Below are 21,554 nucleotides of genomic sequence, written 5' to 3' on the forward strand. Positions count from 1 at the left end.
TGGCACTGCAATCTGGGCGAAAACGTGTCCAGCGGATGGCGTTTTGTTAATACAAACGCAACAAATACAACTATAACGTGTACACCTTGTCATGCCCGACGGCAATAGTCCGGCGTCACCGTTACCGTCAGCGACGTTTCAGTTCAGGAACTTTCGGTCTGGTGATTGCATTGCGTCCTGAAAGATCAGGTCTCTTCATGACGTTTTTCAAACGCCTTACCGTCGCGGGTTTTGCAGCCACGGCAATCGGCTTTGGCCCTGCCCGCATGGGGTTCGGGCTTTTCGTGCCTGAATTCAAGGCAGCTTTTTCCATGTCAGACACCAGCGTGGGGATCGTGTCCAGCATCAGCTTTGCCGGGTTCTTTGCCGGACTATTGATCGCGGAATGGGGGCTTGAACGGCGTGGGCCAGCCTTTCCTGTTCTGACCGGGTTGGCTGCGTCCACATTTGGTCTGGCCCTCACGGCGCTGGCGCCGAATGTCACAGTGCTGACCATCGGTATCTGTGTGGCGGCGTCCGGTGCCGGGTTTGCGTGGACGCCGTTCAATGACGCCGTTCACCGCAAGGTGCATGACGCAGACAGACCCACCGCGCTGTCTGAAATCAGCACCGGCACCAGCGCCGGTATCGCGCTGGCGGGTGCGGTCGCTTTGATCATGGTGTTGACCGGATTCAACTGGCGCGCGTGCTGGGCCATCTTTGCGCTTGCGGCGGCTATGGCACTGGTCACGAACTGGCTGTCACTGCGGCAGGTCGACAAAGCGCGCCCCACCACACCAGTCCCACGATACAAGGACCTGTTGCAGGCAAAATCGCGCCCGCTCTTTGCGATCGCCTTTGTCTACGGGATCACCTCTGCCGTTTTCATCGCTTTTGCCGGTGACTGGTTTAGCCAGTCGGGTGTCACCGGCCTGTCCGATGGCACGGTTCCATCGACCATGTTCGTGATCTACGGGATTTTCGGTCTGACTGGTCTGCTCACCAACCGCGTCAGGGATGTCATCGGCTTGGTGTGGCTGTTACGCACACTTTTAATCGCGGCCACAGCGTCGTTGGTCACAGCAACATTTTTGCCGGGACACTGGATCGGTTTGTTGCTGTCTGCAGGTTTGCAGGGGGTCAACGTCATGATGATCAGCGCGGTGCTGGCATTCTGGTCAGAAAGGTTGTTCCCGTCGGCACCGTCGATGGGTTTGACCGCCACGCTTCTGGCGACCGCAGCGGGCAACATCTGTGGTCCCGCATTGGCCGGACTGATCACAGACGCAGCAGATTCCAGAACGATGTTCCTTGCGACCGCCAGCCTACCTGTTGTCACTGCCTTTCTGCTGCGGAAATCCACGATTCTGAACAGATCAGACTAACCGGACATATCCGCATCTAATGGCAACGAAGCTCGTTGCAATACGACGACTTATGCAGCAGAATCTGTCTTTGGCTGGCAGAGAAGGTAACCAGACGAGTGGTGCCCGGGGGCGGAATCGAACCACCGACACGAGGATTTTCAATCCACTGCTCTACCCCTGAGCTACCCGGGCAACGGGACGGATACATCCGTCGGGTAGCGGCGTTCTAGGCAATGACATCGGGGGTGTCCATAGCCTATCGCTGCCTTTTAGTGAGGTTTTTCCGGCGCGTCCCATTGTTCGTCGTCGGCCTGCTCTTCGGGGGCTGCCGGGATCGCATAGGAACCGGACAGCCACTTGGCCAGATCGATATCAGCGCAACGTTTCGAACAGAACGGGCGCAGCTTTGGATCAGTCTCGCGGTTGCAGATCGGGCAGGTCATGACAGCTCCAGTGGGGGGCGTTCGCGTTTGCGCTGCAATTCGAACAGGCCCATCGTCGTCCAGCCGACCAGTGACGTTTCGACCGCATCGGCGCGGAACGCCGCGCGCAGCCCCTGTTCGACCTGACGGCGGTGCGCCTTGGACATGGGTGCGAAATCAACGACGATCTGACCCCCGAATCCACGCAGGCGCAATGCGCGGGGCAACAACCGCGCAGCCGATAAATTCGCCTTAAGCGCTGCGGCGGGCGATGTATCCCCGCCCGTATTCACATCGACAGCAACCAAAGCGCGCGTCGCTTCGACGAACATCGATCCACCATCCATTTCAATGCGCGGCTGGCCGATCCGGTCGATCTGATCCAACACCCCCAGATCGTCGAATCCCCCGGGTAGGGTGACGATTTCAGCGGGGCGGGTCCATTCACGCCATGCCAGCGCATGGGGACCGTCGCCTTCGGTCAGGGCTTCGGGGGCGGATCCGTCCGCATCGGCCAGCACCGTCAGCGCAAGATCGTGCATCGCGGTGATATCCTCTGCGATGTCATCCGCTGCGGCACCGTCGCACGACGACCGCAAAATCAGCCCCATGTCGCTGTCAAAGTGTTCATGCGCAATTAATTTGAGCCGGTCACGTTCATCGTCATCGGCAATCTGGCGCGACACGTTTACCCCCGGCTTACCGGGTGTCACGATGGCGTAGCGGCTTTTGAACAGAACACGGTCGGTCACGGGAACGGCTTTGCCGTCGGTCGCATAACCCGTCACCTGCACCAGCATGGGTTGGCCCGGTTTCAGCCCCCGATCCTGCCGCAGAAACGCGGTGTCACCGTCGGGCAAACGCAGCATCATGCCGCCCTGCCCCTTCAGCGGTCGATCGCAGATCCCGCGAAAGATTGCACCGGGGCGTGGCTGGTCGGGCGTGTCGATCAGCAGATCATCCAACTGACCATCCACCAAAAGCGCTGCGGCTTCGGTGCCGTTCAACTGGTCCAGAACAACGGTACGGCCTTTCATCGGGCGTCTCCATATATGGGGTAGCCTGCGGCTGTCAGCAGGATTGCGGTTTCCGCCAGCGGCAGGCCCACCACGGCGCTAAAGCTGCCGTTGATCCACGGTACAAAGGCTGCAGCTGGACCCTGAATGGCATAACCGCCCGCTTTGCCCTGCCAGTCGCCGGTCGCGATATAGGCGTCCATTTCCGCGCCGGTCAGGCACTTCAGCCGCACGGCGGTCTGCACGTCGCGGGTCCAGACCTTGTCACCGCGTTTCACGGCAATGGCCGTGATGACGTTGTGCCGCCGCCCGGACAGCAGGGTCAGAAACCTCCGTGCCTCTGCCGCGTCGGCGGGTTTGCCCAGTATGCGGCGACCGGCGGCAACTGTCGTATCGGCGCACAGAACAATATCGTCGCCCGCGTCCAGCGCGTCGATCTTCGCCTGCGCTATCCGTTTGACGTAGTCGCGTGGCAGTTCGCCGCCATGGGCGGTTTCGTCCACATCCGGCGGCGTCACGGCGTCGGGTACGATGCCGATCTGGGCCAAAAGTTCCAGCCGGCGGGGCGAACCGGACCCAAGGATCAGACGCGGTGTAAAAGGGTTGGTCATATCAGCACCCAGAATCTTTGCCGGGTGACGGACGCGGATCGCACCGCGATCCGCAGTCCCGCACGGGACAGAACCGCCGGTTCCGTCTTACTTGAAACGATAGTTGATCCGACCTTTTGTCAGATCATAAGGGGTCATTTCGACCTGTACCTTGTCGCCCGCCAGAACGCGGATGCGGTTCTTGCGCATCTTGCCTGCCGTGTGCGCGATGATCTCATGGCCGTTTTCCAACTCGACCCGAAATGTCGCATTCGGCAGCAATTCCTTCACGACGCCCGGAAATTCGAGAAGTTCATCCTTGGCCATGTGGTCTCCTGTGATTGCTTTGCGTCCCGTTTGAACGCTCGGGCCTAGATGCGCCTCATCCCCGGAATTTTCAAGGGGCAAGTTTTGGGCGCGCGCATTAGATTGATCGCCGCTTCCTGCCAGTGAAAATTCAAAAATTGCTGATCAAGAACAAGACAATCACATTAATGCGATAAAGCCTGGAACAGATTGCCGCAGCACAACCTTGTCTTGCCGAACCATCCAACAGGAGATTTCCCGATGAATAGTAGCTTGACGAAACTGATGCTGACGACCGCACTTTGCGTGCCTTTCGCAACAGCCGCAACCGCGCAAGCGACATCCGATTCGTGCCAGCAACTGGAAGAGTTGCTGAATTCCAATCAGGCAGAAATGTTCGACAACCCAGAGCGTATTCAAGCGGTGCTTGAAGCCGATGACAGTTCTGCCTGCGATGTGGAACTTGTTGCTGTGCAGGCGATCGAAGAACAGGAAGCACAGGGTGAATCCGACAGCGCCACCACGACCGAAGGCGCAGAGCTGACCGAAACCGAAACGCTGACCGTCGATCTGGAAGATCAGGTGACCGTTCAGGGTATGGTTTATCTTGACCGCCAGCCTGCCGAAGTCGATCTGCAAGAAGGCCAGACCGACGTGACCGTGTCCGACACGCAGCCCGAAGTGACCGTCACCGAAGGTCAGGCAGAAATCGTCGTGCGTCAGGCCCCGGCCAACGTCACCCTGATGATGCCGCAGCCGACCATCCGCATCGAACAGCCGGCACCGGAAATCATCATCACGATGCCCGATCCCAGTGTTGATATCACCGACAGCGAACCGCAGGTCGAAGTGCGTCAGGCAGAACCAACCGTGACGGTCATGCAGGCCGCCCCGATGGTGAACCTTGATTTGCGTCCCGCACCCGAAGGTGAAGAAGGGTCCATGCAGGTCACCGACCGCGCCAGTGGCCAGACCATGAGCGCTGGCGAAACCGGCGAACCCACGGAACTGTCCGACACGACCGTCAATGTGACCAGTGCCGAACCCAATGTCGTTTACGAACAGGGCGAAGCCAACGCACCGACGATCAACCGGTCCGAACCGACCGTGCGTTTCGAATCCGCTGACCCACAGGTCACGGTCGAGCAAAGCGGTGAACCGACCATCGAAATGGTGCAGACCGGCGAACCAACGGTCACCATCAATACGTCTGCCGAAGGCCAGTCGAATGACGACGCGGCAGAAGATGCCATGACGGAAAGCGACACCAACGCCGACGAAGCGATGATGGATGCCGAACAGTCACTGGATGAGACCGGTGAGAATCTGGAACAGACTGCAGAGGATGCAGCCCAGGCAACCGACGAAGCCACTGACGAAGCGGCAATGGCGATCGACAACGCAGCCGAAAACGCCGAGCAGTCATTGGACAACACCACCGACGAAGCGGCAATGGCAACCGATGGCATGTCCGACGAAATGCAAAGCAATGGCCCGGACGTCCAGATGGAAGGGTTCACCCGCGCCACGATGGACATGATGACCGCCGAAATGCTGGAAAACGCCCCGCTGTACGGCATCAACGGCGACCAGATCGGTGAAGTCGGTCAGGTTCTGCTGGGTGACAACGCACAGGTCGATAGCCTTGTGTTGCGCGTCGGCGGATTTTTGGGACTGGGCGAACACGCCGTCGCAGTACCGATGGACCGCCTGACGATCCTGAGCGATGAAAACAATTCCATTCGCGTCTACATCGACGAAAACCAGGACCGTCTCGAAGACATGCCGCGCTTCGAAGGCTAATCAGACATCCTTAGTCGACACATCAGGCCGTCCCTTCGGGGGCGGCCTTTTTCGTGTCAGCGCATCACTGATGGAATGTCGTTGGGTGCCGAAACACGGCCTAGTCTTTCGCCAGCACAGGGGGACCGAACCGATCCTGCAGATGCTGCACGATCTGGTCGCGTGTCTGGCGATACAGCTTCAGCTTTGCCTCGCGGTCGTCAGCCATGCCTGTGGGATCAAGAAGCGGCCAATATTCTACATCCAGATGATAGAACTGGGTCAGGTCAAGCGCGCGCCGCTGGCTGGCAGGCGATAGTGCCAGCACCAGATCGAACGACGACAGATCGTCGCCCCATTGTTCCATTTCGTCAAAGCTGCGGGACCGGTGGCGTTCCAGCTCTACCCCGATTTCCTTGCACACTGTGATTGCGAAACCGTCGATTTCCATATCGTTGTTGACGCCGACCGACTGAATATAGGCACGCGTGCCATACAGCTTTTTCATGATGCCTTCGGCCATCGGGGACCGGACCGCATTGTGGTCGCAGCAGAACAGAACCGACTGCGGCAAGCTTGGCGTCACTGGATCGCCCTCAGCCACTAAAATGCAGCACGCAGATCAGGGTGAACAACCGGCGCGCTGTGTCGATGTCGATTTCTGCCTTGCCGTCCAGACGTTCCTGCAGCACACGCGCGCCTTCGTTGTGGATGCCGCGCCGTGCCATGTCGATGGTTTCGATCTGGCTGGGGGCCGCAGTCTTGACCGCGTCGAAATAGCTTTCACAAATTTGGAAATAATCTTTTACCACCTGCCGGAACGGGCCAAGTGACAGATGGAAAGCGCCGGCGTCGCCGTGTTTGGAATCTTTGACATCAAAAACCAGCCGCCGGTCCCGGATCGACAGCGAAAGATCATAGGGACCGGGCGGCACGGCGCGGTCTTCGCGTGCGGGCAGAATGAATGTGTTATCTTCCAAAAGATCGAAAATTGCGACCTTGCGTTCCTGTTCAATCTCGGCGCTGGGGGCAGGCAATCCGCTGTCATCCAGATCAATGGCGATAATATGTGTCATGTTTCGTTCAACCGATCCAGACGCGCCTGCACGCTTAACCCGTGCGCCTGCAGGCTTTCCGATGTCGCCAGACGTACTGCCGACGGACCGACGGCCGCCAGCGCACGGGGCGTCATACGGGTGATCGTGGTGCGTTTGACAAAATCCATGACCGACAATCCGCTTGAAAAACGTGCCGACCGCGCCGTGGGCAGCACGTGATTTGGCCCGCCTATGTAATCGCCAATCGCTTCCGGCGTCCAGCCGCCGACAAAAATCGCACCCGCATGGGTGATGCGGTCTGCCAGCGCTTCGGCGTCGTTCACGCACAGTTCCAGATGTTCCGGCGCGATCCGATCCGAAAGGGCGACCGCAACATCCAGATCGGGCACCGTTATAATGGCGCCAAAATCACGCCAGCTTGCCCCAGCGATTTTGCGGCGTTCCAAGGTTTGCAACCGCGCATCGACGGCATCCGCCACCGCGCGGCCAAAACCCGCGTCTGTGGTGATCAGGATCGACTGCGCGCTTTCATCGTGTTCCGCTTGGCTCAGCAGATCAAGCGCGATCCAGTCGGGGTCGTTGTCGGCGTCGGCAATGACCAGAATCTCGGACGGTCCTGCGATCATATCGATCCCGACCTTGCCGAACACACGCCGTTTCGCCGCCGCGACATAGGCGTTCCCCGGCCCCGTAATCTTGTCCACGGCCTTGATCGTATCCGTGCCATAGGCCAGCGCCGCGATGGCCTGCGCACCGCCAATCCGGTAGATTTCGTCGACCCCGGCGATCCGTGCCGCCATCAGAACCAACGGATTCAACACCCCATCCGGGCTGGGCACCACCATCGCCAGACGGCCGACGCCAGCAACCTTGGCGGGAACAGCGTTCATCAGCACTGACGACGGATAGCTGGCCAGCCCGCCCGGCACATACAGCCCTGCTGCTGAAATCGGGGTCCAGCGCCAACCCAGCGTCGCACCCGCATCATCCTGCCACTGCGCATCCTGTGGCATCTGACGTTCGTGATAGGCCCGTATGCGCGCGGCGGCCAGTTCCAGTGCCGCACGGTCATCGTCCGCGACCTGCGCACAAGCGGCGTCCACTTCGGCTGCTGTAATCCGCAGCGTGTCCGCCGTCAGGGTCAAGCGATCGTATTTTGCGGTCAGCGCGATCAGTGCGGCATCGCCATCGTTGCGGACCGCTTGAATGATGGCCGCCACCGCGTCATCGACGTCTGGCGAATCTTCGCGCTTGGCAGACAAAAGCGTCAAAAACCGTTGTTCGAAATCCGCGTCGCCGTAGTCCAGAAAATCAGGCATCGCCATCCCCGTCACGCTATTGTCCGCCACGGGCGGATTGTTCATCATGGTGCGACACAGCCGCTGTTTGTCACGCTTCAGTCCGGATGGGTGGGCCGCTTGCCCGACACCGCAGCATGCGGGCGTGTCACGTCTTTCAGACGCACGCCCAGCGCTTCGACAGCGCAGGAAATTACCCCATCGCCTGCAAGGGTCAACACCACAGCGCCGGTGCCATCGGGCCCGGGTTCAAATGTCACATCCAGCAGCGACAGGATCGTATCCGCATCGCCTTTTTCGACGCCCTGGGATTTGATGCCGGTCACTTCTTCGATTAGCAGAACCGATCGGACCCGTTCCGGTTTTGCATCGCCATCGGCGCTGTCTTCCCATCGAAAGCGGTTGAGCAAGATGGCGAACTGACGGTCCGATGCGTTCCAGCCCATATCGGATGCCGGAAACACGGCGTCCTGCGCCAGCGATGCCACGACCTGCAGGTCTTCGGCATCCCAGGCCATCAGGCGCAGTGGCGCTATGGCGCCGTCTTCAAACCGTGCATCTGTCATGCGTCCCGTACCCGTTCGATTTTTGCACCCACGGCGCTTAGCTTTTGTTCGACGTTCTCGTACCCGCGATCAAGGTGATAGACCCGGTTCACGCGGGTTTCGCCCTCTGCCGCCAGCCCTGCCAAGATCAGCGAGACGCTGGCACGCAAATCGGTCGCCATAACGGGCGCACCTTTCAGCCGGTCGACCCCGTGCACCTTGGCGTAACCACCCTGCACTTCGATATTGGCGCCCATCCGGACCAGTTCGGGTGCATGCATGAACCGGTTTTCAAAGATCCGTTCTTCCAGCACGCTGGTGCCGTCGGCCAGGCATAGCATCGCCATCATCTGCGCCTGTAGATCTGTCGGAAAACCCGGGAATGGTTCGGTCACGACATCGACGGCGCGCGGACGGTCGCCCCGCAGCTTTACTTTCAGCCCTGCATCCGTTTCGGTCACATCCACACCTGCCGCATCCAGTTTCTCGACAAAGGCCGTAACCAGTTCAAGCTTGCCGCCCAGACATTCGACCTCGCCTCCGCAAAACACGGGGGCCAGCATATAGGTTCCCAGCTCGATCCGGTCGGTCACGACGGGATGGGTCGCCGCACCCAGACGATCAACGCCCTGCACTTCGATGGTCGATGTCCCCTCGCCGGCGATCTGTGCGCCCATGGCCCGCAGGCAGCGCGCAAGGTCGACGATTTCGGGTTCACGTGCTGCGTTTTCGATCACCGTCGTGCCTTTGGCCAAGGTCGCGGCCATCAGCACATTTTCCGTGGCCCCCACGCTGGCAAACCGCAGCGGCACCCGCGCGCCTTTCAGACCGCCGGGGGCCTTGGCGTGCAGATAGCCGTCGCGCAGTTCAATCTGCGCGCCCATCAGTTCCAGCGCATCGATGTGAATGTCCATCGGCCGCGCACCGATCGCGCAACCGCCCGGCAGCGAAACGATGGCTTCGTGATGACGCGCCAGCAACGGACCCAACACCAGATTGGACGCCCGCATCTTGCGCACGATTTCGTAATCCGCACGGGTCGAGGTCATGGCGTGGCTCGACAGCACCTGCACCTTGCCGCCTTGCAGCGACGTGACTTCGACGCCAAGTGATTCCAGCAGCGCGGTCATTGTCTTTATGTCGGACAGGCGCGGTACGTTTGTCAGGGTCAGCGGTTCTTCGGACAACAGCGTGGCCGGCATCAATGCGAGCGCCGCGTTTTTGGCCCCGGCGATCGGGATCTGCCCGTTCAGCGACGATCCGCCCGTCACGATGATGGAATCCATGAGCCTGCCCTTCTACGTTGACTGCCGCGTGGTGTTACCGCGCATGCGCGCCGCCGTCCAGCAAGCGCCCGTCAATCGTCGTCTGGCGGCGGTTCTTCGGCGGCCCGCGCGCGCGCCTGCGCCTTGCGTTTGGCCATATTCGCCTTGAGAGCGGCCTTAAGCCGATCCTCACGCGTAGGCTTGGCGGGTTTGCGGGCAGAGTTGTCAGGGCGGTCGGTCATCTTTGTGTTCTAGCGGCCATATGAAAAACCGTCCAGTCGGGGCTTGCACCCCGCCCGCGCATTCGCTAATTCCGCGCCAAGGATGCTGTGGTAGCTCAGTGGCAGAGCACACCCTTGGTAAGGGTGAGGTCGAGAGTTCAATCCTCTCTCACAGCACCATATTGACCTCCTGTGCTTGCTGAATAGCCTTGACCATAAGGCAATCTGTACGTTTTTGTGTCACAAAATCGATTACAAATGGAACCCGGCACATGGTAGGCAAGACACGCTATTTACTAGAACGAAACGGTCGATATTTTGCCCGCACCGTTATCCCGAAGCACCTGCGTCATAACCTTTAAAAAAAACTGAGTTGAGAGTAGCCCTTCGACCGGTCCGGAAGGTTGCGCTGCGCTCACTCCCCGGAGCTGTCGCCCGCCTCCAGCAGCAGCTAGATCGTGCTGGGCAAACTGCGGCAATGACTGACCGGCAAGGACGTAGGGTCGCAAATCCGCTCGGCCACGAGGAAATTGCTAAGGCGAGAACGAGAAGAATGAATAGACGACATGCCATCGGCGCCATTGCGGCCACTTCAATGTCAGCGACAGCCACGTTTGCACAGACGGTCGATCTTTCCGCGCTGAACTACATCAATATCGCAGCGTCAGATTACGGCTTTCTGTTTTCGATCCCCGAAGGCGCCGATATCCTGTTCGGTGATGACGGACCACCTGCTGTGCCGCAGGGGCTGGTTTACCTGCAAGAACACACCATGACGGTCGTATGGGAAGGACGAACCGTTTTCATCGACCGGATGCCCCTTGAATATGATTTCTACCATATTGACTTCCTGCACGCGAACGCAGAATTGGCAAACCTGAACGCGCTTGATCTTCAGATGCTGGAAAACGATCAGGGTTTGATAATCGGACGCCAGATCGTGGCCGATCGACAAAGCCCGGGACAACGCCTTGTTTCCTATTTCGTCCTAATCGACGCCAACGGTTATTACATTCATGTGCCCGACCAACGCTCAAATATCCTTGCAGACATTATCGCGGACAGCTTTACCTACACTGGCGACGGCGCGGCGTGGGGCGAATTGAGTGATACAAAAACCATTTCCTACAAAGACCTTACGTTCGAGGTCAAAGACGATTTCGGTATAACAGAAATCACACAAGCCGATACCGTTGGTGACCCCACGCGTACATCGCCGCGTTTGATTGTCCACAATGCATTCGATATGCCAAGCAGCTCTTTCGCGTTCGAGGCAATCGATACAAGCAATGTCGACGATCCCATCAGCGCGTTTTTGGAAGAGATCGCAGCAATTGGCTTCATTGCCGAAATCACCGATCGCACGAATACCTCGCTTGAAGCGCGACTTCTTGCGCCAGACAACACAAACTACTTTGCCTACTTTTACAAAGCATCCGACGATCTGAGTATTTCCCTCATTACCCAAACATTCCGAGAGAAAACAGCAATCTGGCTTGCCGGTCGGAAAGTGTATACCGACGCTGCCCTGATGTTGGACGGCAACTGAACAGCGACAAGACCAATCACCTGAAGCAAACCAGCGTTACTGCCGGCCACATGCTGCGTGACGCTCGCGCATGTTTTCCACGGGGTAGGTTATAGCCGAAGGTGGGCCAAAGGCGTCAGCCTGTGCTTGATCAAATCAGCCGATGGTTCTGCAAGGTGCCTAGAATATGTCACATGCGGCACAAGATGTGCAAAGCACCTGAAACGGTCATTCAATGCAGGTCCGTCAGCGCGTAGGTATAACCCAAGTCAGTGTGATGGATCACGCCGCACAGGCCGCATCTGTCAGCACTGCAGGATATGGGAGAAGACCACGTGACAAATACAGCCCGATCACACACCAAAAACGCCGTGATCGCGACGGTCATGTCCCTTTGATGTCGCACGCTGCGTGCAAGCGCGCTGACACCACGCTTTGATAACGGGCCATCGCATGACCAGCCGACAGCAGTTCAACATCATGATCGTCGGGCAACAAGGCCGCCTGCAATTCGAGGCGCTGCTGTTCGCGGCTTCCCTGCGGGCGCAGGCGCCCGGTTTCGCAGGGCGATTGATCGTGGCTGAACCGCAGCCGGGCCCGCTTTGGCCCGACGACCCCCGCATCACCCCCGATATCGCAGAGGCACTGACCGAACTGGGCGCGGAAATCGTACCGTTCGACAGTGTCCATTTCGGCGCGACCTACCCCTATGGCAACAAGATCGAAGGACTGACCACCCTGCCCCCCGGCGAGCCGTTCATGTTCTTTGACAGCGATACGCTGATCCTTGACGACATCTCGACGCTCGACATCGACTTCAACCGTCCATCGGCGTCCATGCGCCGCGAAGGCACATGGCCCCAGGAAGAGCTTTACTGGCCCGGCTACACGGCCATCTGGAAATCGCTTTACGACAAATTCGGGCTTGATTTCGCCAGCAGCCTCGACCCGGATCAACCCGACGAATATTGGCAAAGATACCTGTATTTCAACGCCGGTTGGTTTTTTGGTGCAGACCCCAAGCTGTTCGGGGCGCAGTTCTTGGACATGGCGCTATCAATACGCGATGATCCGCCGCCGGAATTGGCGATTCAGCCGCTGAACCCTTGGCTGGATCAAGTGGCCTTGCCGCTGGTCATTCACAGTCTGGGCGGCGGACGCCCCGGACCGGCGCTGGATGGTCTGGATGGCGATATGACCTGCCATTGGCGGCTGCTGCCGTTGCTTTATGCACGCGAAAGCGATCAGGCCATCGCTGTGCTGGAACAGGTCACAAGCCCCAACAAGGTCAAGAAACACCTGAAGAAAAATGACGCGTTCAAGCGGATGATCTATCAGGCGCGCGGCCACAAGGTGCGCCAGATGTTCGACCAGAACGATCTGCCGCGCCGCGAACAGCAAATCCGCAATCGGATCAAATCCGCGGGTTTCTGGATGCGCTGACCGGTTTTGCGCAGCCCCTCTTACGTGGCAAAAATTCCGCTGGCTTCGGCGTAGCCCTTGATTTCGATCGGATTGCCTGACGGGTCGCGAAAGAACATGGTCCATTGCTCGCCCGGTTCGCCTTTGAACCGCACCGACGGGGCAAGGATAAAATCGGTCTGTTCCTCTTCCAGCCGTCCGGCCAGTGCGGTCCAGATGTCCAGCGGCAGCACGACACCAAAATGCGGCATCGGGACCATGTGATCCCCGACCTTGCCTGTCGGCGCATTGCTGAACGGTTCCCCCAGATGCAGGCTGAGCTGGTGACCGAAGAAATCGAAATCGACCCATGTTTCGGTCGACCGCCCTTCTGCCGCGCCTAGCACACCGCCGTAAAACGCCCGCGCTTCATCAAGGTCGGTCACGTGATATGCGAAATGAAAAGGGTAGAGCATGACAGGGGGTCCGGTTTTGGGTTCTGCCGGAACCTGCCGTAGACGCAGCGGTTGGTCAACAACCCGCGAAAGGAGCGTCAGATGCTGTCGGAAATGTTGTTTCAGAATTGGACGGGACTGGCCCGCACCCTGATTGTCGGGTGTCTTGCCTATCCGGCACTGGTGCTGATGCTGCGTCTGTCAGGGAAACGCACACTGGCAAAACTCAATGCCTTTGATCTGGTCGTGACGGTGGCCCTTGGGTCCACGCTGGCGACGATCCTTTTGTCCGAAAGCGTGGCCCTGGCCGAAGGCGTTCTGGCCCTTGCGACGCTGATCGGCCTGCAATGGGTTGTTGCATTCAGTTCGGTGCGGTCCACCACCGTCGCAAACCTTGTGCGGTCCGATGCCGCCCTGCTCGTGCGTGAAGGCGAAATATGCCACGATGCCTTGCGACGCGAACGGATCACGAAAACCGAATTGCTGACCGTCATCCGTCAAAGTGCCGCCAGTGCGCTGGACAATACCAGTGCAGTCATTCTGGAAACGGATGGATCATTCAGCGTGATTGCACGCGCGCAGGATGGCGACCCCGGTGCCTATGCGCAGGCTGGGCTACAGCGGCAGGGGCTTTGATCCGATTGCGGGGTGCCGACCGACCCGCTAGGGTCCGGCAAAACCTAAATGGAGGGGAACCCCGATGACAAACGATGCCTACGGCTTTGACACCTTGCAGATTCACGCGGGCGCGCGCCCCGATCCGGCCACAGGCGCGCGACAGGTCCCGATCTATCAGACCACGGCCTATGTGTTCCGTGACGCCGATCACGCCGCCGCATTGTTTAATTTGCAAGAGGTCGGCTACATCTATTCGCGGCTGACCAACCCGACGATTGCAGCCCTGCAAGAACGGATCGCCACACTCGAAGGCGGCGTCGGCGGGGTCTGCTGTTCGTCCGGTCATGCGGCGCAATTGATGGCGCTGTTTCCGCTGATGGCACCGGGCAAGAACATTGTCGCGTCCACCCGGCTGTATGGCGGCACCGTCACGCAGTTCACCCAGACGATCAAACGGTTCGGCTGGTCCGCGACGTTTGTGGATTTCGATGATCTGGACGCGGTCAAGGCAGCGATCAACGACGATACCCAAGCGATTTTCGGCGAAGCGATCGCCAATCCCGGCGGCTATATCATGGACGTGCGCGCGGTGGCCGACATCGCGGATGCGGCTGGCATTCCGCTGATCATCGACAACACCACGGCCACCCCTTATCTGTGCCGCCCCATCGAACACGGGGCAACCCTGGTCGTTCATTCGACAACGAAATACCTGACTGGCAACGGCACCGTCACGGGCGGTTGCGTCGTGGATTCCGGAAATTTCGACTGGGCCGCATCGGGCAAGTTCCCGTCCCTGTCAGACCCTGAGCCCGCGTACCATGGCCTGAAATTCGCGGAAACCTTTGGCCCGATGGCTTTCACCTTTCACGGGATTGCCATCGGTCTGCGCGATCTTGGCATGACGATGAACCCGCAGGCCGCGCATTACACGCTGATGGGCATCGAAACGCTGTCCCTGCGGATGGACCGTCACGTGCGAAATGCACAAGACATTGCCGCATGGCTCGAAGCGGACGACCGCGTCGATTACGTGACCTATGCCGGTCTTGAAAGCTCTCCGTATTATGAGCGGTCGAAAACCGTTTGTCCCAAGGGTGCTGGCGGTTTGTTCACCTTTGCCGTCAAGGGCGGATACGAGGCCTGTGTGAAGCTGATCGACAGTCTGGAGATTTTCAGCCACGTCGCCAATCTGGGCGATACGCGCAGCCTGATCATTCACCCCGCCAGCACGACGCACCGGCAGTTGCAGGAAAACCAGCAACGCGCAGCGGGGGCTGCACCTGAAATCGTGCGTGTCAGCATCGGGATCGAAGACGCAGCCGATCTGATTGCGGATCTGGATCAGGCACTGGCAAAAGCCACCGCCTGATCCAAACGATAGGGCCGGCCCTGCGGGGTCGGCCTAGTCGTCTGCGTCCCAGCTCATCGTCACACTGGCGCTGATGGTAATCTGACCCGGTGCGACCGGCACGGCTGATGCTTCGTCCATCGCCATACGCATCATCGGTATCGGGCCATCACTGACGTTAGTTTCCGACAAGCTGACCAGCGATCCCAACGGCACGGCAGCCGCGTCGGCATAAAGCTGTGCCTTGTTCATCGCGTCGGCGACAGCGGCCCGTCGCGCATCGTTCAGCAGCGTTTCGCGGTCCCCCACATCAAAGCTGAGACCATTCATCTGGTTGGCCCCGCTTTGCACCACCGCATCCAGCACGTCACCAATCCGGTCCAGATCGTTGACCGTGACACTGACATCATTACTGGCCCGGTATCCTGTCACCCCAGACGTGCCACTGGCTTGATCGTAGTTCTGAATAACATCCAGCCGCAGACCGCTTGTTTGTATGTCGGTCCTTGCGATCCCGGCATCCGACAGCGTGGACAGCACCTGTTCCATGTCAGCGGACATCGCAGCCATCGCGTCAGCGGCCGTTTCGGCCTGATGCGTCACACCAATGTTGATGCGCGCCAGATCGGGGGCCGCGGCGACTTCGCCGGTGCCCTGCACGGTGATGCGTGCATCCTGCGCGCTGGCTTGTGTCGACAAAAGTGACATCGCCAACGCGGCACCCAGTGCCATGAACCTTGGACCCGGCAGGAATTTGCTATAGCGTGTTGAAAAGTAGGATTTGTCGTTTTCCGATGTTGGACAGGGTGCTAGTACCACTTTATGACGCCTCGTTTTGCATTTACTCTTTCGTCCGACGCTATCTGTCTCTTGCACCGCGTGCCAGAAGGCTGGAATCGCGTTGGCAATGTCCCGCTTGACAGCCCCGATCTGGCAGGCGCGCTGGCCGATCTACGGGCGGATGGTCTGCGGCTGGAACCCGACGGTATCCAGACCAAACTTGTGCTGCCCGACGACCAGATCAAGTTCATGTCACTGGACGGGACCCAGACGACTGTGGCTGATGTGCGCGGTGCGCTGGATGGGGCGACGCCCTACAAGATCGACGAACTTGCGATCGACTTTGAACGGTCGGGCGGCCAGACACATATCGCCGCCGTGGCCCGCGAAACCTTGGCAGAGGCGGAAGCCTTTGCAGTGCAGCACAAATTCAATCCGGTCTGTTTTGTTGCCGTGCCCCAGCCGGGGACGTTCGTGACCGAGGTATTCTTTGGTCCGACGCAGGCGGCCAAAGGCCTTGACGTGACGCGCGACGCCGAACCGGTGCAGCAGACCGGGGTGGCCGACCTGTCGGCCCAAGACACAGATCAGCCAACAACCGACGACACCGACGACACCGAAATCGCGGCACAGATCACGTCAGAGGACACTAACGCCGAACTGCCCACGTTCAACGCCCGGCCACGTGGCCCGCAGACCGCAGGCCCCTTGGCCGCCGGTGCAATGCCCGGCGGGAATGCCCCCGGCGACCTGACACCACCCGCAGCCCCGGCCACATCGGCCCCGGCCGTCGGATTGTCCGGCGGCAAAGCGCCGGAATCTCCCGTCACGAAAGCACCCTTGTCGGCGACGCGCGCAACCCCGGTCTCCGGCGCCCCGGACGAGTTGTTGTTCACCCGCCGCAAGGAACCACCGCCGCCAATCGTTGGCAAGGCACGGGCAGCATCGCCAGATGCACGCCGCGCCGATGCTGGCCCGGTGTTGACGGCGACCCCCGCGATGGCGGCCGTCGCAGCCGATCCGCAAACCACGGTGACACCAAAAACGCAGCCCGTCGCGGCCCCGTCCCCTGATCCGCGTCCTGCCCCCCGCGCCAAAGCAACGACCGATGGCTTGAACGGTTTGGGCGCGCGGACATCCGGCAAACCGCGTTTTCTGGGACTGATCCTGACCGGCGCTTTGCTGGTTGTGCTTCTGATCCTTGGGCTTTGGGCGTCGACCCTGCCCGATGAAGGCATCGCTTGGCTATGGGGCGGTGATGACACAGTTGTGGCCGAGGTGTCAGACGATGACGGCCCCGCCGTATCCACGACCGAACAGGCCAGCAACGCTGAACCCGCTGTGCCACCCACCGATCCCGTTGAACAAAATGCAGCGCCCGTGCCAGCCGTCGACACACCAGACCCGGCGGCGCGGCAGTTGCCGGTCGTGCGTGCGCAAACCACTGGCGTCCTGAGCCCGGCAGAGGCCGACCGTATTTATGCCGCGACAGGTGTCTACCAGCGCGCGCCCCGCATTCCCGCGATGCCCCGCGCCAGCATTGACGAAACCCAGCGCCCCGTGTCGATACCGCTCGCCGGTATCGACAGCGCGACGGCGCCACGCCTACCTGATTTCAGCACGACGGCACCCGATCCAGTGATTGCGGATCAGGTCAATCCACCCGGTCCGGACGTTGTGTTTGCCCGCGACGTGCGTGGCCTCATCCTTGCCACCCCGGACGGCACCATTCTGCCCAATGGCGGCATCGTTTTTGCGGGCGCACCGGACCTGCGCCCGCAACTGCGCCCCGGCACGCCGACTGTCGTTGATGCACCTGCCGCATCCCTGCGCACCGATCCGAACGCCCCCGAAGACGTCCGTTTGATCGTTGGGCCACCGCCGTTGCAACCCCGACTGCGTCCCGCAGGATTGGCACCCGCCGCAGAAGACGCAGCCGCCACCACACCACAGACGCAGATCGCCATCGACACGCCCGCCGGTCCGGCCACTGACACCGATACGCCCGTGGTGGCAGGCGCACCCGACCTGCGCCCATCGTTGCGGCCCGGTGATCTGGCCCCACCGCAGGCCAGTTTGACTGTCGATACGCCCACCGACACAAATGCCGCATCCGATGCACCCGCCGTTATTCAGGGCGCGCCCGATCAGCGCCCGCCGCTGCGCCCCGCCAGCTTTGCCACACGCAGCGTGCCGGCAGCACCTGTCGTTGATCCGCGCGTGGCCGATGCCCGCCCCGCCCTGCGCCCGACCGATTTGGCACCCGCAGAAGAGGAAGCCGCCGCAGAACCGGATGCCGTCGCGCAGGCAGTGGCAGAGGCGGAATTGGTGCCGCAGGCGGACATCAATGCGATTGCAGCTGCGATCGCTTCTGCCGCGCCGCCATCATCCTTTACCAACAGGACGGCCCGTGCGGTCGGCGTCGCACCACGCCCCGGCCCACGGCCGCGCAATTTTGACCGCGTCGTCGCGCGCGCCACAGCGGCCCCCACGCAGCGCCAAACTGCCGCCGTTGTCCAGCGGCCTGCCACAACACCGCAGGTCACAGCACCCGCCACCGTGGCCCCCAGCGGCCCGGTTTCAGGCGGTGTCGCCCGCGCCGCAACACTGGAAAACGCGATCAATCTGCGGAACATCAATCTGGTCGGCGTCTATGGCCGTCCCAATGCGCGCCGCGCGCTCGTACGGCTGGGTAATGGCCGCTACGTCAAGGTCGAAGTCGGCAGCCGTCTCGATGGTGGCCGCGTGACTGCCATCGGTGATTCCGCACTGAATTTTGTGAAAGGCGGGCGCACATATGCCCTGCAACTGCCGACAGGCTGACAGCCCATCATCGATGACGCAGTTGTTGGCCCGAAGGGCATCTTGAAGGATTGCCTTACGGGTCGGTGCAGTTAAGACAGTCGCATGGAAACCTTTCTGCTTCAGGCCACGATCTATCTTGGCGCTGCTGTTATCGCAGTGCCGTTTGCCGCGCGTCTGGGGCTTGGGTCCGTGCTGGGCTATCTTGCCGCCGGGATCGTTATTGGTCCGCTGGCCGGGTTGGTCGGGACCGAAGCGCAAGACATCCAGCATTTTGCCGAATTCGGCGTCGTGATGATGCTGTTCCTGATCGGGCTGGAACTGGAACCGCGCGCGCTGTGGGACATGCGGGACCGCCTGATCGGTCTGGGCGGACTGCAAATCACCGTCACAACGCTGCTGATCGCGGGGGCTGGCATCGCGCTTGACTACGATGTCACCACAAGCATCGCCATCGGGATGATTTTCGCGCTGTCATCGACGGCCATCGTCTTGCAGACCTTGTCGGAAAAAGGGCTGATGCAGACGGGCGGTGGTCGTTCCATCTTTTCCGTACTGCTGACGCAGGACATCGCAGTCATTCCAATGCTGGCGCTTTTGCCGCTGCTGGCCTCGCCCTCTGCCCGTATCGCGATTGCCCCCGACGGGTCGATGCAGCGCGCGGCCGGATCGGATGCAGATCATCATAGCCTGTCGTTGGTCGAAGGCCTGCCGGGCTGGGGCGTGACCCTTGTCACGATTGCCGCCGTCGGCGCCGTGATTCTGACCGGGATATATCTGACCCGCCCTGTCTTTCGTTACATCCACCAAGCCAAGCTGCGCGAGATGTACACCGCCCTCGCACTGCTGATGATCGTGGCAATTGCCGTTCTGATGGAAACCGTCGGCCTGTCGCCTGCCCTTGGCACATTCCTTGCCGGTGTGGTGCTGGCGAACTCTGAATTCCGGCACGAACTAGAAAGCGACCTCGCACCGTTCAAGGGGCTGCTGCTGGGGCTGTTTTTCATCACCGTCGGCGCAGGCATCAACTTTGAACTTTTGGTCGCGCAGCCCATGTGGGTCGCAATCTACGTGCTGGGCATCATTATCATCAAGGGCGGCGTGCTTTACGCACTGTCATTTCTGTTCCGGATGAACAGCAAGGATCGCTGGCTGTTTACCCTGGGTCTGGCGCAGGCGGGCGAATTCGGGTTCGTGCTCATCGCGTTTTCGCGCAGCCAGGGTGTGCTGACGTCAAGCCTGTCTGAATTGCTGTTGCTGGTGACTGCCCTGTCGATGCTGGTCACGCCACTGCTGTTTATCGGTTATCATTTTCTAACCAGCCGCATGACCGACGAAGATGAACACGAACACGACGAGGTCAATGAGACCGGGACCGTCATCATCGCCGGGATCGGGCGGTTCGGGCAGATGGCAAACCGGCTGATCCAGTCGGCGGGTTTTTCCACAGTCGTCATCGACAACGATCTGGCGTCGGTCCAGACGATGCGTAAATTCGGCTATCGCGGTTTTTTCGGTGACCCAACCCGACCTGATCTGCTGGCTGCCGCCGGGATCGACGAAGCGCGCGTGATGATGGTCTGTCTGGATGACCGCGCCATGGCCTGCCAACTGACGGCCTATGTCCGCAAGGTGCGGCCCGATATCCACATCATCGCCCGCGCTTACGATCGTGTCCACAGCTACGAGCTTTATGCAGCGGGTGCCGACGACATCGTCCGCGAGATGTTCGACAGCTCGCTGCGGGCCGGACGCTATGCGCTGGAAAATCTGGGACTGACGGAATTCGAAGCGGCAGAGGCCGAAACGATGTTCTATCATTCCGACCGCAGCATGGTGCGCGAACTGGCAGAGTTGTGGAAACCCGGCGTCGCCATCGCAGATAACGCGGATTACGTGGCCCGTGCCCGCAAGCTGGACAGTAATCTGGAAACCGCGCTGGCAAGCCGGGTGCAGGGCCGTGATGCAGATGCGGACACGCTGACACCCCGCCGCCCCGGTGACACGTCACGCGGGAGCCGCTGACAGCAGCGGTTTTTCTGCGCAGATTGCCCCGTTCCTATGCCGTTTTGCCCGAAACGGCCGCTTCGGCAAACGTCGACATGCCGGAATGGCAGGCCACGGCGGCTTGCACGATAGCGATAGCGACGGCTGCGCCGGACCCTTCGCCCAGCCGCAGCCCCAGATCCAGCAAGGGCGACATATCCAGGGCGCGCAGCATGCGACCGTGTGCGCCTTCGGACGACAGATGTCCCGCCACCGCATGATCCAGCGCACCGGGCACCGCACGGTCCAAAACCGCAGCCGACGCCGTGCAGATGAACCCGTCAAGGATGACAGGAATACGCAGCATACGGGCGTGCGCGATGGCACCCGCCATGGCGGCCAGTTCGCGCCCGCCCAGACAGCGCAACGCCTCTAGCGGATCAGACAGCGCATCAGGGTGCCGTGCCAGCGCTTGGGTAACCACCGCGCGTTTGCGCGCCAGACCGGCGTCATCCACCCCAGACCCGCGCCCGACCCAGTCATCCGCATCACCGCCCAGAACAGCGGCGGCCAAGGCGGCGGCGACGGTGGTATTGCCGATCCCCATTTCACCCACGACCAACAGATCGCTATCGACGTTGACCGCATGCCAGCCTGCGGCAAGCGCGGCGACAACCTCTGACTCTGTCATGGCGGGGGCTTTGGTGAAATCTTGCGTCGGCCTGTCCAGATCCAGCGGCACAACCGACATGCGCGCGCCCACACTGCGCGACAGCTGGTTAAT

21 protein-coding genes and 2 tRNA genes are annotated in these 21,554 nt (G+C 60.5%); 9 read left to right on the forward strand and 14 right to left on the reverse strand.

Going from position 1 to position 21,554, the window contains the following annotated elements:
* The first annotated feature begins 197 nt into the window (after window positions 1-197).
* Window positions 198-1,364: an MFS transporter gene (locus GZH79_RS16485; RefSeq protein WP_211644840.1), complete on the forward strand. Its 1,167-nt coding sequence runs from the start codon at window positions 198-200 to the stop codon at window positions 1,362-1,364.
* A gap of 99 nt (window positions 1,365-1,463) precedes the next feature.
* Here the strand turns inward: GZH79_RS16485 and GZH79_RS16490 are convergent.
* From GZH79_RS16490 to infA, 5 genes are all read right to left on the reverse strand, one after another.
* Window positions 1,464-1,538: transfer RNA gene (locus GZH79_RS16490), tRNA-Phe, on the reverse strand.
* A gap of 77 nt (window positions 1,539-1,615) precedes the next feature.
* The gene (yacG, locus tag GZH79_RS16495; RefSeq protein ID WP_211644841.1) at window positions 1,616-1,789 is read right to left on the reverse strand and encodes a DNA gyrase inhibitor YacG; all 174 of its coding nucleotides are present in this window, start codon (window positions 1,787-1,789) and stop codon (window positions 1,616-1,618) included.
* Window positions 1,786-2,805: a ribonuclease E/G gene (locus GZH79_RS16500; protein WP_211644842.1), complete on the reverse strand. Its 1,020-nt coding sequence runs from the start codon at window positions 2,803-2,805 to the stop codon at window positions 1,786-1,788. Before GZH79_RS16500 ends, yacG begins: the two co-directional genes overlap by 4 nt.
* Window positions 2,802-3,395, reverse strand: a complete 594-nt coding sequence (locus tag GZH79_RS16505) for a Maf family protein (RefSeq protein WP_211644843.1) — start codon at window positions 3,393-3,395, stop codon at window positions 2,802-2,804. The genes GZH79_RS16500 and GZH79_RS16505 overlap by 4 nt, the downstream gene beginning before the upstream one ends.
* 87 nt (window positions 3,396-3,482) lie before the next feature.
* Window positions 3,483-3,701: a translation initiation factor IF-1 gene (gene infA / locus GZH79_RS16510; RefSeq protein WP_056038395.1), complete on the reverse strand. Its 219-nt coding sequence runs from the start codon at window positions 3,699-3,701 to the stop codon at window positions 3,483-3,485.
* Window positions 3,702-3,941: 240 nt separating this feature from the next.
* Between infA and GZH79_RS16515 the strand changes: the two genes are divergently transcribed.
* Entirely contained in the window at window positions 3,942-5,483 is a 1,542-nt protein-coding gene (locus tag GZH79_RS16515) for a PRC-barrel domain-containing protein (RefSeq protein WP_211644844.1), read from the forward strand.
* Between the two features lie 100 nt (window positions 5,484-5,583).
* Here the strand turns inward: GZH79_RS16515 and GZH79_RS16520 are convergent, their stop codons facing one another.
* The 6 genes from GZH79_RS16520 to GZH79_RS16545 all read right to left on the reverse strand — a co-directional run bounded on the left by GZH79_RS16520 (window position 5,584) and on the right by GZH79_RS16545 (window position 9,870).
* Window positions 5,584-6,048, reverse strand: a complete 465-nt coding sequence (locus tag GZH79_RS16520) for a low molecular weight phosphatase family protein (protein ID WP_211644845.1) — start codon at window positions 6,046-6,048, stop codon at window positions 5,584-5,586.
* A gap of 10 nt (window positions 6,049-6,058) precedes the next feature.
* On the reverse strand, window positions 6,059-6,538 hold the full coding sequence (locus GZH79_RS16525) for a UPF0262 family protein (RefSeq protein WP_211644846.1): 480 nt from the start codon (window positions 6,536-6,538) through the stop codon (window positions 6,059-6,061).
* On the reverse strand, window positions 6,535-7,839 hold the full coding sequence (gene hisD, locus GZH79_RS16530; protein WP_211645055.1) for a histidinol dehydrogenase: 1,305 nt from the start codon (window positions 7,837-7,839) through the stop codon (window positions 6,535-6,537). The genes GZH79_RS16525 and hisD overlap by 4 nt, the downstream gene beginning before the upstream one ends.
* Window positions 7,840-7,916: 77 nt before the next feature.
* On the reverse strand, window positions 7,917-8,384 hold the full coding sequence (locus GZH79_RS16535; protein ID WP_211644847.1) for a DUF2948 family protein: 468 nt from the start codon (window positions 8,382-8,384) through the stop codon (window positions 7,917-7,919).
* Window positions 8,381-9,649: a UDP-N-acetylglucosamine 1-carboxyvinyltransferase gene (gene murA / locus GZH79_RS16540; RefSeq protein ID WP_211644848.1), complete on the reverse strand. Its 1,269-nt coding sequence runs from the start codon at window positions 9,647-9,649 to the stop codon at window positions 8,381-8,383. The genes GZH79_RS16535 and murA overlap by 4 nt, the downstream gene beginning before the upstream one ends.
* 71 nt (window positions 9,650-9,720) lie before the next feature.
* A complete protein-coding gene (locus GZH79_RS16545; protein WP_211644849.1) occupies window positions 9,721-9,870 on the reverse strand; it encodes a hypothetical protein in 150 nt (49 codons plus the stop codon).
* Window positions 9,871-9,954: 84 nt separating this feature from the next.
* On the opposite strand from GZH79_RS16545, the gene GZH79_RS16550 reads away from it, so the two are divergent.
* From GZH79_RS16550 to GZH79_RS16560, 3 genes are all read left to right on the forward strand, one after another.
* A tRNA-Thr gene (locus GZH79_RS16550) sits at window positions 9,955-10,029 on the forward strand.
* A gap of 298 nt (window positions 10,030-10,327) precedes the next feature.
* Window positions 10,328-11,398, forward strand: a complete 1,071-nt coding sequence (locus GZH79_RS16555; protein WP_211644850.1) for a hypothetical protein — start codon at window positions 10,328-10,330, stop codon at window positions 11,396-11,398.
* Window positions 11,399-11,830: 432 nt separating this feature from the next.
* Entirely contained in the window at window positions 11,831-12,820 is a 990-nt protein-coding gene (locus GZH79_RS16560) for a hypothetical protein (RefSeq protein WP_211644851.1), read from the forward strand.
* Window positions 12,821-12,840: 20 nt separating this feature from the next.
* Here the strand turns inward: GZH79_RS16560 and GZH79_RS16565 are convergent, their stop codons facing one another.
* Window positions 12,841-13,254: a VOC family protein gene (locus GZH79_RS16565; protein WP_211644852.1), complete on the reverse strand. Its 414-nt coding sequence runs from the start codon at window positions 13,252-13,254 to the stop codon at window positions 12,841-12,843.
* 81 nt (window positions 13,255-13,335) lie between these two features.
* Here GZH79_RS16565 and GZH79_RS16570 point away from each other — a divergent pair, with 81 nt between their 5' ends.
* Complete coding sequence (locus tag GZH79_RS16570) at window positions 13,336-13,869, forward strand: YetF domain-containing protein (protein WP_211644853.1); 534 nt, start codon at window positions 13,336-13,338, stop codon at window positions 13,867-13,869.
* Window positions 13,870-13,933: 64 nt separating this feature from the next.
* On the forward strand, window positions 13,934-15,223 hold the full coding sequence (locus GZH79_RS16575; protein WP_211644854.1) for an O-acetylhomoserine aminocarboxypropyltransferase/cysteine synthase family protein: 1,290 nt from the start codon (window positions 13,934-13,936) through the stop codon (window positions 15,221-15,223).
* Window positions 15,224-15,256: 33 nt separating this feature from the next.
* Here GZH79_RS16575 and GZH79_RS16580 read toward each other — a convergent pair whose 3' ends face one another.
* Window positions 15,257-15,934: an SIMPL domain-containing protein gene (locus GZH79_RS16580; RefSeq protein WP_211644855.1), complete on the reverse strand. Its 678-nt coding sequence runs from the start codon at window positions 15,932-15,934 to the stop codon at window positions 15,257-15,259.
* Between the two features lie 90 nt (window positions 15,935-16,024).
* On the opposite strand from GZH79_RS16580, the gene GZH79_RS16585 reads away from it, so the two are divergent.
* Both GZH79_RS16585 and GZH79_RS16590 read left to right on the forward strand, forming a co-directional pair.
* The gene (locus GZH79_RS16585; RefSeq protein WP_211644856.1) at window positions 16,025-18,805 is read left to right on the forward strand and encodes a hypothetical protein; all 2,781 of its coding nucleotides are present in this window, start codon (window positions 16,025-16,027) and stop codon (window positions 18,803-18,805) included.
* 84 nt (window positions 18,806-18,889) lie between these two features.
* Window positions 18,890-20,809, forward strand: a complete 1,920-nt coding sequence (locus GZH79_RS16590) for a monovalent cation:proton antiporter-2 (CPA2) family protein (RefSeq protein ID WP_211644857.1) — start codon at window positions 18,890-18,892, stop codon at window positions 20,807-20,809.
* 34 nt (window positions 20,810-20,843) lie between these two features.
* Here the strand turns inward: GZH79_RS16590 and GZH79_RS16595 are convergent.
* Window positions 20,844-21,554: nicotinate-nucleotide--dimethylbenzimidazole phosphoribosyltransferase (locus tag GZH79_RS16595; RefSeq protein WP_249219241.1), on the reverse strand; the 711-nt coding region annotated here is incomplete at its 5' end.

This window comes from Loktanella sp. SALINAS62 (assembly GCF_018263905.1).
Lineage (GTDB): Bacteria > Pseudomonadota > Alphaproteobacteria > Rhodobacterales > Rhodobacteraceae > Loktanella.

Excerpts from the sequence above, each read along its gene's own strand:
- GZH79_RS16485 (WP_211644840.1), top strand. The coding sequence starts at position 198 with ATGACGTTTTTCAAACGCCTTACCGTCGCGGGTTTTGCAGCCACGGCA.
- yacG (WP_211644841.1), bottom strand. The coding sequence starts at position 1,789 with ATGACCTGCCCGATCTGCAACCGCGAGACTGATCCAAAGCTGCGCCCG.
- GZH79_RS16580 (WP_211644855.1), bottom strand. The coding sequence starts at position 15,934 with ATGGCACTGGGTGCCGCGTTGGCGATGTCACTTTTGTCGACACAAGCC.
- GZH79_RS16575 (WP_211644854.1), top strand. The coding sequence starts at position 13,934 with ATGACAAACGATGCCTACGGCTTTGACACCTTGCAGATTCACGCGGGC.
- GZH79_RS16585 (WP_211644856.1), top strand. The coding sequence starts at position 16,025 with ATGACGCCTCGTTTTGCATTTACTCTTTCGTCCGACGCTATCTGTCTC.
- GZH79_RS16590 (WP_211644857.1), top strand. The coding sequence starts at position 18,890 with ATGGAAACCTTTCTGCTTCAGGCCACGATCTATCTTGGCGCTGCTGTT.
- GZH79_RS16535 (WP_211644847.1), bottom strand. The coding sequence starts at position 8,384 with ATGACAGATGCACGGTTTGAAGACGGCGCCATAGCGCCACTGCGCCTG.
- GZH79_RS16555 (WP_211644850.1), top strand. The coding sequence starts at position 10,328 with ATGACTGACCGGCAAGGACGTAGGGTCGCAAATCCGCTCGGCCACGAG.
- murA (WP_211644848.1), bottom strand. The coding sequence starts at position 9,649 with ATGGATTCCATCATCGTGACGGGCGGATCGTCGCTGAACGGGCAGATC.
- GZH79_RS16570 (WP_211644853.1), top strand. The coding sequence starts at position 13,336 with ATGCTGTCGGAAATGTTGTTTCAGAATTGGACGGGACTGGCCCGCACC.
- GZH79_RS16525 (WP_211644846.1), bottom strand. The coding sequence starts at position 6,538 with ATGACACATATTATCGCCATTGATCTGGATGACAGCGGATTGCCTGCC.
- GZH79_RS16515 (WP_211644844.1), top strand. The coding sequence starts at position 3,942 with ATGAATAGTAGCTTGACGAAACTGATGCTGACGACCGCACTTTGCGTG.
- GZH79_RS16500 (WP_211644842.1), bottom strand. The coding sequence starts at position 2,805 with ATGAAAGGCCGTACCGTTGTTCTGGACCAGTTGAACGGCACCGAAGCC.
- GZH79_RS16545 (WP_211644849.1), bottom strand. The coding sequence starts at position 9,870 with ATGACCGACCGCCCTGACAACTCTGCCCGCAAACCCGCCAAGCCTACG.
- GZH79_RS16565 (WP_211644852.1), bottom strand. The coding sequence starts at position 13,254 with ATGCTCTACCCTTTTCATTTCGCATATCACGTGACCGACCTTGATGAA.
- GZH79_RS16560 (WP_211644851.1), top strand. The coding sequence starts at position 11,831 with ATGACCAGCCGACAGCAGTTCAACATCATGATCGTCGGGCAACAAGGC.
- infA (WP_056038395.1), bottom strand. The coding sequence starts at position 3,701 with ATGGCCAAGGATGAACTTCTCGAATTTCCGGGCGTCGTGAAGGAATTG.
- GZH79_RS16505 (WP_211644843.1), bottom strand. The coding sequence starts at position 3,395 with ATGACCAACCCTTTTACACCGCGTCTGATCCTTGGGTCCGGTTCGCCC.
- hisD (WP_211645055.1), bottom strand. The coding sequence starts at position 7,839 with ATGCCTGATTTTCTGGACTACGGCGACGCGGATTTCGAACAACGGTTT.